The 14,324-nt window shown below is 54.9% G+C and carries 13 protein-coding genes; 3 read left to right on the forward strand and 10 right to left on the reverse strand.

From position 1 onward, the window contains the following. From WC184_13085 to WC184_13125, 9 genes are all read right to left on the reverse strand, one after another. On the reverse strand, positions 1-351 hold a 351-nt coding region (locus WC184_13085; GenBank protein ID MFA7478801.1), incomplete at its 3' end, for a hypothetical protein. 482 nt (positions 352-833) lie between these two features. Further along, positions 834-1,166, reverse strand: a complete 333-nt coding sequence (locus WC184_13090) for a hypothetical protein (protein ID MFA7478802.1) — start codon at positions 1,164-1,166, stop codon at positions 834-836. Between the two features lie 89 nt (positions 1,167-1,255). Next, on the reverse strand, positions 1,256-2,470 hold the full coding sequence (locus WC184_13095) for a DNA cytosine methyltransferase (GenBank protein MFA7478803.1): 1,215 nt from the start codon (positions 2,468-2,470) through the stop codon (positions 1,256-1,258). 576 nt (positions 2,471-3,046) lie between these two features. Continuing rightward, complete coding sequence (locus WC184_13100; GenBank protein ID MFA7478804.1) at positions 3,047-4,834, reverse strand: AIPR family protein; 1,788 nt, start codon at positions 4,832-4,834, stop codon at positions 3,047-3,049. Then, positions 4,824-5,822 carry a PD-(D/E)XK motif protein gene (locus WC184_13105; protein ID MFA7478805.1) on the reverse strand — a complete coding sequence of 333 codons (999 nt, stop codon included), beginning with the start codon at positions 5,820-5,822 and terminating at the stop codon, positions 4,824-4,826. The genes WC184_13100 and WC184_13105 overlap by 11 nt, the downstream gene beginning before the upstream one ends. Then, positions 5,791-8,382, reverse strand: coding sequence for a Z1 domain-containing protein (locus tag WC184_13110; protein ID MFA7478806.1), 2,592 nt, complete (start codon positions 8,380-8,382; stop codon positions 5,791-5,793). The genes WC184_13105 and WC184_13110 overlap by 32 nt, the downstream gene beginning before the upstream one ends. Beyond that, positions 8,379-9,875, reverse strand: coding sequence for an ATP-binding protein (locus WC184_13115; protein MFA7478807.1), 1,497 nt, complete (start codon positions 9,873-9,875; stop codon positions 8,379-8,381). The genes WC184_13110 and WC184_13115 overlap by 4 nt, the downstream gene beginning before the upstream one ends. Further along, positions 9,872-10,351 (reverse strand): DNA mismatch endonuclease Vsr, encoded by a 480-nt coding sequence (gene vsr / locus WC184_13120; protein MFA7478808.1) that lies wholly within the window; start codon positions 10,349-10,351, stop codon positions 9,872-9,874. The genes WC184_13115 and vsr overlap by 4 nt, the downstream gene beginning before the upstream one ends. Before the next feature lie 491 nt (positions 10,352-10,842). After that, entirely contained in the window at positions 10,843-11,997 is a 1,155-nt protein-coding gene (locus WC184_13125) for a hypothetical protein (protein ID MFA7478809.1), read from the reverse strand. A gap of 116 nt (positions 11,998-12,113) precedes the next feature. Between WC184_13125 and WC184_13130 the strand changes: the two genes are divergently transcribed. Both WC184_13130 and WC184_13135 read left to right on the forward strand, forming a co-directional pair. Continuing rightward, positions 12,114-13,256 (forward strand): ERCC4 domain-containing protein, encoded by a 1,143-nt coding sequence (locus WC184_13130; GenBank protein ID MFA7478810.1) that lies wholly within the window; start codon positions 12,114-12,116, stop codon positions 13,254-13,256. 2 nt (positions 13,257-13,258) lie between these two features. After that, positions 13,259-13,438 (forward strand): hypothetical protein, encoded by a 180-nt coding sequence (locus WC184_13135; GenBank protein ID MFA7478811.1) that lies wholly within the window; start codon positions 13,259-13,261, stop codon positions 13,436-13,438. Positions 13,439-13,526: 88 nt separating this feature from the next. On the opposite strand, the gene WC184_13140 is transcribed toward WC184_13135, so the two are convergent. Continuing rightward, positions 13,527-13,880, reverse strand: a complete 354-nt coding sequence (locus WC184_13140; protein ID MFA7478812.1) for a hypothetical protein — start codon at positions 13,878-13,880, stop codon at positions 13,527-13,529. A 15-nt stretch (positions 13,881-13,895) separates the two neighbouring features. Here WC184_13140 and WC184_13145 point away from each other — a divergent pair. Then, positions 13,896-14,324, forward strand: a 429-nt coding sequence (locus tag WC184_13145) for a hypothetical protein (protein ID MFA7478813.1), incomplete at its 3' end; no start/stop codon positions are given.

The following is a 14,324-nucleotide window of genomic DNA, read 5'->3' on the forward strand; positions in this document are numbered from 1 at the left end:
CGGGTAGTCGAGGTTGATGGTGGCGGTACCGGCCAGCGCCTGGCCTGGGTTGGTGACCGTGACCGTGACGAAGTTGGCGTGGTCCTTCAGGGTGACCGTGAGCTGTAGAACATCGCCCGTGCGGGTCTCGGTCACGCTGGTGGCGTTCGTGCTGACAGCTATGTCGGCGGTAGGTAAAGCGTCCGTAAGGTCAAGCTCGAGGACAACCGTTCGGCTTCCGGTGATGGTGGCGCCGTCCGCGTGCGAGCTGAATGCCACTTGCGGGGTGGGTGGAGCGGTTGGGGCGCAAGCAACGAACGTGACTAGGGCAGCGATGAGCAGGAAGTACAGGGGGAAGCGCTTCTGTCGCATGGATGGTTCAGCCTTTCCAGACCGGGTGATGGCTGGCTACGTAAGCGCGGTGCCCTGAACCGTGTTGAGTTCACTTCGAGCACGAGCGCCGGCGCAGCCAGCAGTGAAACAAGCAAGCGTAACGGTCGTTGCAAAACGTGTGGTGGGGCTTTATGCACTTGGGGGGCGGCGCTGTAAAGCGTTTGGCGCAGGTGCAGCGAAGAGGCTAGGGAAACGCCCAAAGCAGCGTGTATTAGAACACGTTGCAGAAATGACTCTGGGCGTGGGGACCGCTTACTGTGTCGACCGAGAAGCCAAGCGCCATCGTCCGGCCTTCGTTGCCGGAGACGAGCGCTGCGTGCGGAGTCAGCCCAGGAGTACAGTCGTAGAAGTGGGCGGCTCTACGCCGTTACCAGTTGCCTGCAAGCCCCCCAAGAATAGGTGATTATGTCTTGATTCTCGATCGACATCACTACATACATCAAGACTGGGAGCGACGCAACTCACTGCAAAAGCACTGCCTTCCAGAGCTTAGTATCCTTGTCTTGCGTAACCTTTCCCTCACTTTCGAGTTCCGCCAAAAGTGACCGGCTGATGTGACCAACATGACCCTCATGGCCAAAGTAGATCCCTAAGTTAATGCCAACGTCAACGTTTCGAAGTCCTTGGGGCTGAAACAATAGTTCACGCAAGACACACGCTTTGAGTACCGCTACTGCCTCTCGCGCCCACTGCCGATTATCCATTAGTACCTGATCCAAATAAACCTTGCTACGGTCTTCGGCCATTGCTACCTCACTTTCGGAAACTGAACAATGCCATCGAGCTCTAGTCATATTTTCCGCACTACACAATATGTCTATCAATGACAGAGTACTAGACTTGTGCATTCTCTAGAGCAAGCGACTCCTAGGGCTCTTCTGTACTACGTGTCGACAATTGCGGTGTATAGATTCTTGGCTATCTGATAAGCGAGTAGAGGCGGAACAGCATTTCCGACTTGGCGATACTGTTCGGTTCTAGGGCCCTCAAAGAAGTAATTGTCAGGAAATGTTTGAAGCCGAGCGGCCTCACGTACCGTCAAGGACCTACACTGGGACGGATCTGGATGAATGAAATAGTGACCGTCCTTAGCTAGGTGTGAGACTATTGTTGTCGCCGGATCAGATGACAGCTGTACCCTGAACCGATCAGCGAAGTAATCACTCGCCATTGCCTTGTGCACGTTCTTGTGCTTGGGCAACAAAGACTCAGGGAAGTCTCGCAATCTCGGTGATGTGCCATATGTTTCTGCATAACTTGCCGAAAACAGATATCTGAGGAGATCCGTACCCATGTGGGATCTTGCTTGGTGATTTAGTACTCCTCGGCCGAGCTTCGGATCAAGGAACCAATACCCACTTGTGCCTAGCCAGCCTGAGTAGGCTCGCTTCCATGATCCGCTGGGCGCGTAGTACCGGTCACTTCCAACTTGCTCTATTTGTGCCTGATCGACCGCTTTCTCAATCCGCTCCAAGAGTCGTTCATCCTTATCGTAGACTCCCCAATCCACGCTTCGGAAGCCCTCCAAGTGACTACGCCATGCGCGATGTGAATCCTTCTCTCGCGATAGGCCGCTACGAAGCGGTGGCAGATCCTGAATCGCGTCAGCAACACTTGGAGTGTACTTCTGCTTTTCAAGCCTAGGAAGCTCAATCCGTTTGTCCTCCCTAATACCTACCAAAATCACACGATGTCGTCGTTGGGGAACTCCAAATTCCTCTGCCCGAACCAAGTAGTCTGTAGGTTCTAATGGACGTCCGTAAGAGTCGACCACAATGGAAAAAATGCGGTAACCATGCTTCTCCCCAGGCAAGGGTGTACGGAGGTCATTGAGTATCTTGGTGAATATCTTTCGCCCTTGGACTCTTGAAGAAAGCAGCCCTCGAACATTCTCCATAACAAAAACGGTAGGGGAATGTTGTCGCAGAATCTCTAGATACTCTTGATACAGGAAGTGCCGCTCGTCTTCCTCAAATGCGTTTGGATTCGCCCCACGCATTCGGGAACGGCCCACCGTCGAATAGGCTTGGCATGGAGGCCCACCAATTAGCACCCAATCTTCAGAATCTCCAATAACGTTTGCAATCCTTCGGTGCACCGCTGTCTTGGCCGTCTTGCCAAGTTCTGCTTGCCATGCCTCCTCCCGCGCCGCGCTCGCTTCATTAGGGAAAGCTTTGAATAGTTCGTTCCGCGTAACTTCGCCCCGACAATATGAATAATATAAGTCTGGAGCTTCCCCATATTCAAATTGCCTGAAGAAAGCCCTGAGTTCCAAAGTTAGATGCGCGAACTTGTCCTTCTCAATGGACAACTTGACATCGAATGCCGGCAACCCAAGAGAATTTCGCACCGACGAAAAACCCTCACTAAGCCCCCCCGGGCCTGCAAATATGTCTACAACGGGGATTGCAGCATTCTTGTCGAGTTCGGCCATCAAGTCAATCCACCAAATCTCGTGTGGCAAAGGGAAGTCGCTGGAACCGGTATCAAGCAGCGCACCCACTCTTCTATCGAATAGCCCGTTCTAACCATTTGTTCCCTCAATTGCGCAGCTGCTATCCCAAACGCCAAAGACGAGAGGGCTCTCATAGTAGTAGGCCTAGACGGTCTTGGGTCCATTTAATTTAGTGGAGAAGACCCATCGTACTCATAGCCGGGAGCCCAAGATAGCTTCCTATGACAGTTTGCGCGGCAGGCTTCGCGCTGCATTCGCAGCGCGAGCATTGATCCTATCCCAGCAACCCTCCCGCTTGCACCACTCCGTGACATTCGCGATACCTGCCGGTGGGTTTGTAATGACGGCTACAGCCTCAAGTGCACATACCTCGAGGGCAGCTTCGAAGCCCTCCGAGATGCCTTGGTTGTCCCAGATGGTCGAGTAGCTCAGGATCGCTCCGCTCTTCTTAGCCGCCGCCCCCAACAGCGCCAATGTGTACGCAACAATATTGGCTCGATATCCTCCGCTATACCAACTTTGCCTTGAAATAAGTCGCTCTGTCGCGCGAAAAATTATTCCGCGGGCAACGACACGCCTGAAGTATTCTGCGTTGAACTGGTCTGGGTTTTTACGCCATTCTTGACTGATTCTATCCGCGAACCTTGCAAAATTCTTTTGGGCGCCCAAGTTGGGCCACCTAGGATGGTCGTCCCAAACATTTTCGAACTTTGCAAGATCTGTCTTGGAAAACACCTGCTGTTTAGGGTATTCCAATTGGAATTTCTTTTTTTCGCTTGGCGTCAGCGAAGAAGTGGCGTCCGCATACTGGCCCCGCACACGCTCGTAGAACCATTTTGTCTCACGTTGGCTCCCTTCTACAGCTGGAGCCCACAGTCTCCTAGAAAACTCCTCCATAGTAATGTGAAAGGGGTGATTCGAGAAGAAGTCTGCAGCGCTAACGCGGTTTTGAGTATTCGCATACTCTGAAATTCTAGACACTATTCCTTCACTATTTTCCGCCTTAATAACTGACAACTTCATCTGCACGAACACATCTTCTAGACTTACCTTATGCTTCCTCCGCGCGTGGAAGAGTGAAGCAGTCGTCTGGGCGCCGTTGACAATTTGAAGATCCCTAATCGTAGTAATCTCAAGCGAATTGTCATTAGACTGTGTCACAACTGATTCGGCAGTAGCTGTAATACCGTTGTTATAGGCAAAGAACATTTCCGGGTCCTTGTCCAAGGTGTCACGAATCCCCCTATTAACCTTCCCTCGCTCCTGGAGATAAGTCCTAACGTTCTGCTCCAACAACCTAGAGCCATATTGGCCATAGACATCCGCAAGAACCGTCCCAGGCACCACAACCAAATACGACTCATAGCTTTCCGCCGCAACAGGCACTCTAAGGCAAGGGAGACCCGCTCTAAACCTCTCCAAGAGGTCTATTTCAAGGGTTTCCTTCTTACTTTCACTGCTCCGTAATCGGTGCAGTCGGCCCACGTCCCACACGTGATAGGACACGGTTCGTCCCGCAGCTTGTTCGCTGGGCAATTGCTGCACACGTTCGCTCAGCACCCTCTCAGAAAACAGGTACATACGAACTTTGTGGATCTGTTTGAGTCGATCGCTTATCTGTCGAGCGAGATCATATTCTGGAGATGTCAGCTCCAAATCTTCATAGAGCCGGTCCCATGCACAGCCCTCGAAGAAGTTGCTCAGCCTCCTAAAGTGCGCAGCAACTTCAGTCGCGGTTAATGACTGAAGCGTTTGGCGGCTCTCGAAGTCCGCGACAAGTAGGCAAAGTTCATCCTCGTCGTCGAACCAGTAGCCGTCGACCCGCATGCCGCGCCTAGCACCAAAGTAGCAATACTCAAACCCCTCCAACTCACCGGCGCCAAGAAGGTCATCGGCAATTAGCTCCATGAACCCTTGAGCCTCAAACACTCCGTTCACTTCAACGGTTGCGAGTAGTTCTTGCCGAAAGCTATGGAAAAAATCGGCGACACTCTCGTCAATCGCCATCATTGGCACCCAGGAATGGACCAGCCACCAAGTGGCTCCTAATTGACTCGATCTGTATGCTGTAACTTACTTCCCGTATTGCACTTGGAAGACCAGATCGTACGAGTTTTGGGAATGTGTCCCCGACCAAGTATTGTTCGCGCCGCTTTACTACATATCTCGGCGTATTGTACTCTGCAAGTGGAAGGTAGCCGCACTTCATAAGCCTATCCAGAAATAGCTCCTGGACTAACGGCTCACTAATAGCGGATGACAAACTGCTTACGAGTTCGTTAAGGGAGGCCGCACCCTCGTCAAGCGTGCCCTCGTCTAGCCGTATCACGGCAATAAGTAGTTTGGCGCATTCACTTTCTAGCTGATCTTCGGAAGAAATGCGCACCGCATTTCCGTCACGTGGAGTAACTGCCTTGACCTCAATAGCGGTGTTACTAAGAACAAAGTCTTGGGGGCTGCCAAATGGGCCCACCCAAGACTCGACTGCGTAGCGTTCATTGTGACGAGAAAGTATCTGCTGCAAGACCTCAAGTTCACAGACCAACCCTCTTACTTCACTGCTAGAGAGGACATCGGGTCGCCCAGAGGCAAGAAATGCACGCCAGCGGCGCAGGGTGCCCAACGTGAGTTGCATCGTGCTAGTACTGTCCGTCGCCGACCTTAAAGCGCTAACTAGCGAGTCGCAGAATGCGCTGAATAGATCTACATTGCTCTTACTTTCTAGGGTTAGTACAAGACGTTGATGACCAACGATCTCAGAACTACGCAGATCAATCTTAAGCCCACGAACTGCCACGTTTTCCCTGTGGAAAGTATCAGTATAATCCCCGTCCAAGTCTACCAAGAGGAGATACTGTCCGTGAATATTACGTCCCCAGTAGACGGGTGATGGGCCCGCATCCCGAACAGCCCGAACATTGTAATCGTAACTGGGGACATCGATTTCTTCCCAAGGCGTTGCGCTAGTCATCGTCGTCCTCGAGTGCGACGTCATCAACAGTTGCTCCTATCATTCTCTCTAACCAGACACGGTTTGCAACTACTTCGATTTCGGTTCGGTAATCACCCGGAGGAAAACTAATTCCAAATGCAGGCACACACTGCAGCTCGGCGCTGCCACCAATGCTCAGCTGGTGAATCATGAGAAGCGGAGACATCCTGGCCGTACGAAAGTCAACGTCCGACTTATATTTGGAAACATCAATAGAGGGCGAGAGTCCGAGCTTCTCATCGCCTCTACTTGCTACCCGGTTTTTTCCAAGCCGTACTGCATCATCCCCAAGCTCCGTGAACTTCAACCTTATCTGAGTGCCCAGCTTGTAGACGCTCTTGTCTTCGCCATTGTCACGAATTGATACTAGGAGTACATCACCATAAGGGAATGACTTTGAAATAGCCCGCAAATACTCAATCGCCGCCTCCTTTCTCGTTGCCATGTCCGAATGAGTCTTGAAGCGTCGGATGAAGGCCTCAATGACCGGCACGGGCACGCGATTAGCAATCCACCCTTTCCCAGTAGAAATTAGGTCCCCCTTTTCCAAGTCCTTCCACAGCTCAGTGATGAGCCTGTTGTTCTCTTCGCTTATCTGTTGGCTAACGGGCAATGTGTACGTCTCAACCAATTTTCCACTAAGATTCTGCCGGACCATTATCCGTTCCCCCGCACGCATTTTGTTTGTTGCAGTGATCAGCAATTGGTCCGGATGAGCCCGTACATACAGGCCAAACTCCCTAGGGCTGAGACCATCACGCCTCATCTGATGGATCTGTTGCCTGAGCTCTTCAGTTGCTTCAGCGATGTGCGAATACCAATCTATTGAGTCACGTGAGAGATGAATTCGACTAAGATCTTCATACCCGAAGCGATACCCAAACCAGCGGCCCATTTGCATTAGGGTGTCGTACATTCTTGTATTGCGATACACATAACTTACTGACAGGCCCTCAATGGTCAGGCCCCTCGAAAGGCTCAGGCCTCCGACCGCGATCACCGTCCGCGCTACCCCTGATCGTTCGCTCGCTTGGTAATCAAGCGCTTGGTCCGACTTACTATTAATGGCAACTACATCTATTGCTGAAACCGCTTCCCACAATGCCGCTTTTACGGTCTCCCATTTTTCGCCTGAGTCTTCGAAACTATACTCGAATTCTTCCCTAAGCTCAGCCATGCTCGACATCGGCACTCCGTCTGAGCCCTCTATCAAGTATGTTGCCTTCACCTCTACTTGGAGATCACGGACATAAAGGCTAACGAGATCACGGACCGTCTTTTGCACACTCACAAAACGGGAAACGTTTATCATCATGGAGCAGTGCTTATCGGCCTGCCCTCTGAGGTTGCGAATTGCGCGAATAAGGACAAACTGTTTGATTGCCCTATAGAGACTTGGAGGTAAGGCTTGAACCTTATGGTCCTGTTTGTGCTTGAGCGGCAAGAAGACCTCGGCATCATCAATGGCGACCAGAATTTGATCACTTGACTTATCGTCCAAAAACACGCGTTCTGGCCCAAAGTAATTGCTCGGCTCTTCTAAGCTATAGATGAAGTCCTTCGGGAAAAGTTCTCTTTGGGCCTCGCCATAGGTTGCGTCGGGATCAATGAATATGTTTGCAAATGGCGTTGCTGTATACCCCACATACACAGACTTGGCAAATAGGCTAAGAATTTCACGGATGTGCCTGTTCGTTCTTGTAGGGTCTATCTCATCTCTACTTGTGTTAATTGAGGCATTGTCTGCTTCGTCGTCTATTAGAAGCATGGGAACATCAGAGATTTTCCCTCCTTTTGCATTCATGTCGCCTAGCCACCGGTAAAGCGACTCCAGCACTCCAACATGCTTCTTAATAACCAGAACTATGGGCTTGTCAAAATCGTTTATCTTCCAACCGCTACCACTAGCGGTCGTGTTGCTAAAGTCTTGATAGATTGTGGTTAGTGTTACAGGATGTGGGTAGTTGGGCATCTGACCCACGCCGATTGGAACACGCCTGATCGGGTCGCTGGATCGTCCGACAAACCCGACGTCTACACGTTCCTGAGTTTGGCGACGAAGTGCGTTATGTACTCCGGCGATCACAACAATAAACTTGTAACCAGCATCCGCTGCGGCGGCGACTAACCCGAGGTAACTCGCCGTCTTGCCAGACTGCACATGTCCAATAACCAGGCCCCGACGATCCCAACTACCATCGCACGTTGGATCTTGGAGATGCCCCAGTATCTTGGTACTTGAGGCTCTAATTGCGTGAACCACCTGCCGGCCCCAACCTAAGTCCAAGAGGTGCTGTTCGTAGGCGTCCAGATACGTCCAAGCGACACCTCTCTTCTGAACCCACTGCTCATCGTGGTGAGAGTCTTGGTCTACTAGTGAAACCCCTTCCCCCATAGTGGTGGTAATAATCGCTAGAGCTTCTTCAGCCAAGTCATCGATGTCCCCGTCGTAATCCAAGGCATCGGCCAGCCTTCTTGCCAAATCCACGACCTGGTCTTTAGTAGGTAGTTGGTTTGGATCAGAGAACTTTTCAAGCAGCGGCCTAAGTATCGCTCTCTTCATTGGGAGGCTGTACAAGTGCATTCCCTACTTTCCCGAATTACAGTTTGAATAATCGGCTCTGCTTCTTCCACGCTCACGCCCAACGAACGCACAACTTGCCGGAGCAGGTCGGGCACAACTTCTCCGCCTCCGAACAGCGCACATCTAACGCGGCGAATTAGCGTTTCAATCTGATCGCCTTTGGCAATGTATTCGTCCATGGCCTGCCGGCTATCGGCAAAGTCTGCATATATACTTTCCACGGGCAAGGTTCGTTCAATTGCATCGATCAATAGATTGACCTTGTCCGACTGTCCAGGCGGTAACGCCTCGATTACTATGCCAACTAGTGGATGACTATGGTTTACGGCATACCGAATTGTCCCATCGTGAGCGAACCTCTCCCAAAGTGGGACACGGATATCCTGCGAAAGCCGCTGTCCGCGGTTTTTATGAATGTTCACACTACGCTGATAGAGCTTATCGATAATTCTCTTGAGCGCTGCCCTAACCTCAGTTGGCGGCACAGCCCGTGACTTCTTAATATCTATGGTCCACAATTCGTCCATGGAAGACTCGAAGTCAATTCGAACACGAACGTGCCTAGTGGCTTCGCTCTTAGCGATAACGCGAAACCAGTCCCCCCAAGTTAGCAGCCGCTGATTGCGATAAATATAGGCGCCTTGAGCTGCGGAATACTCACTCGCAGTCTTGAATTTGGACTTTTCCTTTGCCGAGAGTCGGGAATGGTGAGGCAAAACAAAGGCCTGCATACTGACTACATGGTTGCCAATTCGGATTCGCTCAAGTGGCAATACCTGAGTCGCCTTGTTGCTTTCAAAATACGGGTCCAGAGGCTCCAAGGGATGATGATTAACAGAAATCTTTAGCTGAGGGCTCTTCACGGGCGCTAGGAAGCGATGAAATACCAGCGAAAGGTGATCAGACACCTGATTGAGCTCTTGAAATGGCGGTGGTGACCCGCCTTCGCTTGGGCGCTTTGGTAATAAGCGATCCAATTTTCTCCATATTACCACAGTGCCACTTGGGGAAAGCGCATCAATATATGGTAAGCGTGAAATAGCCTCATCATCCAGCTCTACAACGACCCAGTCATCCCATTCATCCACCAAATCCAAGTCCCACTCGATTGCGCACCTTTTCCCGTTGACTGCGCTCACTACGGTGAGATTCCGGCATTGCGACAGAGAGGCAGTCTTTAGACCAAGCCCAAAACGCCCAAGGTCCACACTGGGTGGATCTTCGCGAACCACGCGTGCCCCATGTCGCATTGCTTGGATCAATTCCCGTCTTGTCATTCCATGGCCATCGTCGACAATCGCCAAGGCAGGATCGTCCAGTCTTGGATCGTAGAAAATTTCAACTTTGGAAGCACTCGCTGTAATGCTGTTGTCGACGATGTCAGCAATTGCCGTCTCAATGGAATATCCAAGGTCGCGCATCGACGAAGATAGTGCGGCTGCACTTGGCGCTAGTTTGACAATCTCGCTCATGGAGCCTTTCGGGCGGTCACGACTTCAAGAACGCGCCGCAGGGCCAATTCTTCGGTACGTTCAATTTCGCACTCCCAAATAACAATGACCCTCCAACCTAGGCTTTCAAGCTCAAATACAGCCCTTTGGTCTCGAGAGCGCGTCTTCTCAAATTTCTCTCGCCAAAATTCGGTTCGGGTCTTTGGGAGTTTCGCTAGATCACAATCCTGATGTTGATGCCAGAAGCAACCATGCACAAATACAACTAGGCCATGTCTCGATAAAACAATGTCTGGCTTGCCAGGCAGTGTTGTGTTGTTTACCCTGAAGCGCAGGCCGGCCCTATGCAATAGCGACCTGAGCTTCCTTTCCGGAAGCGTATCCCGCGACCGGATCCTCGACATGTTCCAACTTCGATGGGCACTCACCGAGCTGCCATCAATTGCGCTGACGCTCTCGACAGAAATTTCATTCCTAGCGCTCTTCGAATTCCGCATTACCTTCTGCTCCAGCTGCCTCTCACGCTATTGCCGGACATCATCGTGTATGTGCACTTACACGAATCTAACAGACAACTAGGTTTGCCCACGTTGCCATCAGAATATGGAGTCAATATGGGAGGCGCAACAAGACACCGAAGTGCTATATAGCTCCACGGTCACGCGTAATAGATCTTCACATGAGTGCTCGCGTGCCCACACATTAGAAAAGAGGAGTGGCACACCATGGCCTATATACTGGCTAAATCGATTCCGCTCGAGCGCAGCCCGACCTTCGCAGACATACGGCAACTGGGTTTCGACAGGCTCCTCGCAAGTAACTTGCCCCAGAACTAGACGAGCTGATTTGGCGAAGAACTCGTTAGGCTGCCGAAACCGACGCACCGCTGGGCTGAGCCCCAAGTCAATTGTGCCGCCCCGGCGTAACGGGGCGGCCCGAATTACAACGCACTAAAACTACACCTAGCAACCCAAGACCTGCGCCCGCATCACGGACCAACCAAACCCCAAACCGGCGAGAACTCATAGGTCGTCCGCAGCTGCACCACGTCCACGCCAACGGACACAACCTCTACCCTGTTCCAGCCGAACTCGAGTTCCAGATCCGCGTGGCCAGCGCTAAGAGAGCTTCCGAGAATGCCCGAAACGGGGCCCGTGAACGACACCGTAACGTCGCGGTCGGCGTAAACCAGCATCACGTAGTTACCGGCGCCAGAGGCCATAGCTATCCTGCCTAACGCCCTACTCGGGTCGTGGTGCCAGCCCGGCATGCCCGCTTCGCCTACGGCGTAGCCGAACGGGGCAGCTATCAGGCCAACAGCCTCCGGTGGGTCGAAACTGACGTTACTGCTATCCAGCGCACCCGGGTAGATCTGGTCGAAAGGCACCATCACCGCGGTGGTTTCCCCGAACCCCAGCCACTGGTTCACGTACAACTGAGCCGAGCCGCCAGGGGTGTAATACGCGTGCCAACTGGTGGGGTTGGGGTCGTTCAGGTACTCGTGCTCCGCGGACCACGACACACCCGAGATCTCCTCCACCTGCCCACTAGCGGTGATGAACCTTGTCGGGCTGTGCTCGAAGGATTCCGAACCAGTCGCCGCCCGGGCCGTGAGCACCCAGTCGGTCTCCACACCGCTCCCGTAGTACATGAAGTTCCAGCCGGGCTCCAAAGCAACGTCCATCGCGTACTCTCGCGCGTTACTTGTCCAGCTGGCTTTAGCGCTAACGGCCTGGTCGGCGAAGACGGGAACCATGCTGGTTTGCAGGTCATCCGTCCGAATCCAACTCAAGAGAGTGTGCGACGCCAACCGGTTAACGCCGAACTCCATGTTGGGGTTGGTCTGAAATACCCCTATGGAGTTCGCGACCTTGATGCGCGCCGCGCTATTGTCCACCTCGATGTCGCCCGCGGCGACCGCGTTCCCAGTGTGCCAGGCGAGGTACGCCCTGGGGTCAAGCGGCGGGTCCTCTGTGTTCAGGTCTCGAGCATCTAGCTGGAAGCCGATGACACCACCCGAGCCCACCGAGAAGCTCTCCTCGATGTACCTGCGGATCAACTGGGTGCCGTTGAACGAGCGGGCTTCAAGAACCCAGATGCTAGTACCCGCGTCGTAATCGCTCGCCCCGAGCACCGCGTTCACGTTCAGCTTGTAATCGTAGTCCGTAAGCCCGCGGGGCTGTTCGCCCGAGCTACCGCACGCCGCCACAGACTAGGTGCTGAGCAGAGCCTGGCTCGCGGCGGTTAACCTATAGAGCAATGCCCCGCCAGTTCATAATCGCCCGCAACCCAGTTCCGAACTCGCGCCTGCCGCTCTTGTTGAGCCTCCCGCTGGCGCCGCGCCCGCTGCTGCTAGCCACCCGGGCTGACTGGCCGGTCGATAAGGACCTCTACTGCCACGAGTTAACCGAGTGGCCAGAGGGAGCCGAGGTGCTGGAGAGCGTGCCCGTCATCAGCTGTCAGCGGCGCGGCAGCTCCATCGAGCTCGTGCTGAACCGCCCGCAGCGGCGGCGCTCTCTGTTCGTGTTCACCGCCAACAAGTACGGTAACCGCCTGGTGTTCTGGCGCAGCGAGCGCTCCATGCGCGCCACGCGGCCCGGCGTGCGGGCGCCGCAAGCGCGCGGGCTCGACGGGCCCATGCGAGTCGTCATCGACACGCGCGAGCGCTACCCGTGGCGCTTCGCTACTAACCCGGTCACGGTCGAGCGGCGGCGCTTGCCGGTGGGCGACTACGGCGTTTTTGACGGCGACGAGCTGGCGGCGGTGGTCGAACGCAAGAAACTCAAAGAGTTCGCCGCCGCAGCGGTGAACGGGCAGCTGGCTCTGGCTATGGCGGAACTGTCCACAATGCCGCGCGCAGCGGTGGTTATAGAGGGGCGCCTAGGCAAGCTGCTCTCAACAGACGAAACGCGTGTGCGGCCAGGCTGGCTGCTGAACCTCACGGCCGCGCTGCAGGCCGCTTACCCGAACGTGCCCCTGTTGTTTGCGGAGTCCGGGCCGCTCGCCGCGGACCTCACCTACCGGTGGTTATCGGCCTGCATGAACCTGCGCCGCGCCGCGCACCGCGGCCGCTCCGCAAGCGAGGCGCTGGGCGACGTGCTCACCGACCAGGGCGCCGGCGGTGGGCCGCTCTTCGCGCCATCGCAGCCCGCAATAACCGGCCTGCTCGACGGCAGAACCGTGAGCCGCGAAGATGCGCCGCTCGACCAGGCAGGCCGTCAGGCGCTCGCCTTAGCGCACGTTGCCGAATGTGGCGCGATCACGGTGGCGGAGCACGCGGCACGCTGCGGCATCACTTCGCCGACCGCCTCGAAAGACCTGCACGCGCTGGTGGCGGAGGGGCGCCTGGTGGCGCACGGCCGGGCGCGGGGACTGCGGTTCGAGGCGGCGCAAACGTCGTAGGTGTGGCCCTAGCACCGGCCTGCGTCGACCATGATGTAGGAATGGTACGCAAGCAGTTCTACCTTGAAGAAGATCAGAACCTGGCGCTTAAGCGTAGAGCGGGCGAGCTGGCGGTATCCGAAGCCGAGGTAATGAGACGCGCTCTGGACGCAGCGCTGGGTCGCGGTTCAGCGTCTACCTGACTCGCCCGCTCGGCCCTGGAAGCCTTCTTCGCTAACACCGAAAACATACTCTCGCAACAGCAGGAAGCACCTACCCGCGCCAACAATCTCACAACTGAAACGCCGCCGTAGCCCCAGCACGGGCGGCCCGCAGCCCGGCCCCGGAACCAGCGCGCCCACCATCAGCGCCGTGGCGCCGGAAGTAGCCGCCAGGGGCCAAGCGTTCACGGTCACGGGCACCGGCTTCGGCACGGCTGAAGGCACGCTTACGGTCGGCGGAGTGCCTGCCAGCATCACCTCGTGGGGCCCCACAAGCATCGAAGCCACGGTGCCAGCAGACGCCGCCAACGCCTGGCAGGACGTGCTCGTTACCACCGCAGGCAGCGCCATCCACCCCGGCCCGTTCGTAGGCGTTGCCTACACGGGCACCGACGCTGACCTGCAGGCGTTCCTCAACGCTCAAGAGGCCGGCACGGCCGTGCTACTCGCGGCTCGCACCTACGACTTAACGGCGGGCGCCGCTGCCCTTACGGTCACCAACCTAGAGCTTCACGGACGCGGGGCCGACGCAACCCGCCTGCAACTGGACGCCACCAACATGTTCAGCAACGAGTTCGACCACTCCCTCAATTACGACCTGCAGGTCCTCGACTCCACCATCGCTGGCGCCACCATCCAGGTCTACAGTTACGGCAACACGCTGTTCGACACGGCAACCGTGGACATGGCGTCAGGCGTGCGGCTCATCTTCTACCTGGGCAGCCTGGCCTTCCGGAACAGCTCCGTTACGGGCGACGACGTCGACCTGGGCTCCATCACTGGCGCCGAGAGAACCGATTCGGTAGTCGTCGCCACATACGACACCATCTGGCTGCGCGGCGACAGCGTCAACGTCATCACAGGCAGC

This window comes from Acidimicrobiia bacterium (assembly GCA_041676705.1).
Taxonomy (GTDB): domain Bacteria; phylum Actinomycetota; class Acidimicrobiia; order Acidimicrobiales; family SKKL01; genus Actinomarinicola.

Coding starts and splice junctions, on each gene's coding strand:
- WC184_13090 (MFA7478802.1), bottom strand. CDS start 1,166: ATGACTAGAGCTCGATGGCATTGTTCAGTTTCCGAAAGTGAGGTAGCA.
- WC184_13100 (MFA7478804.1), bottom strand. CDS start 4,834: ATGGCGATTGACGAGAGTGTCGCCGATTTTTTCCATAGCTTTCGGCAA.
- WC184_13105 (MFA7478805.1), bottom strand. CDS start 5,822: ATGACGTCGCACTCGAGGACGACGATGACTAGCGCAACGCCTTGGGAA.
- WC184_13110 (MFA7478806.1), bottom strand. CDS start 8,382: ATGAAGAGAGCGATACTTAGGCCGCTGCTTGAAAAGTTCTCTGATCCA.
- WC184_13115 (MFA7478807.1), bottom strand. CDS start 9,875: ATGAGCGAGATTGTCAAACTAGCGCCAAGTGCAGCCGCACTATCTTCG.
- vsr (MFA7478808.1), bottom strand. CDS start 10,351: ATGCGGAATTCGAAGAGCGCTAGGAATGAAATTTCTGTCGAGAGCGTC.
- WC184_13130 (MFA7478810.1), top strand. CDS start 12,114: ATGCCCCGCCAGTTCATAATCGCCCGCAACCCAGTTCCGAACTCGCGC.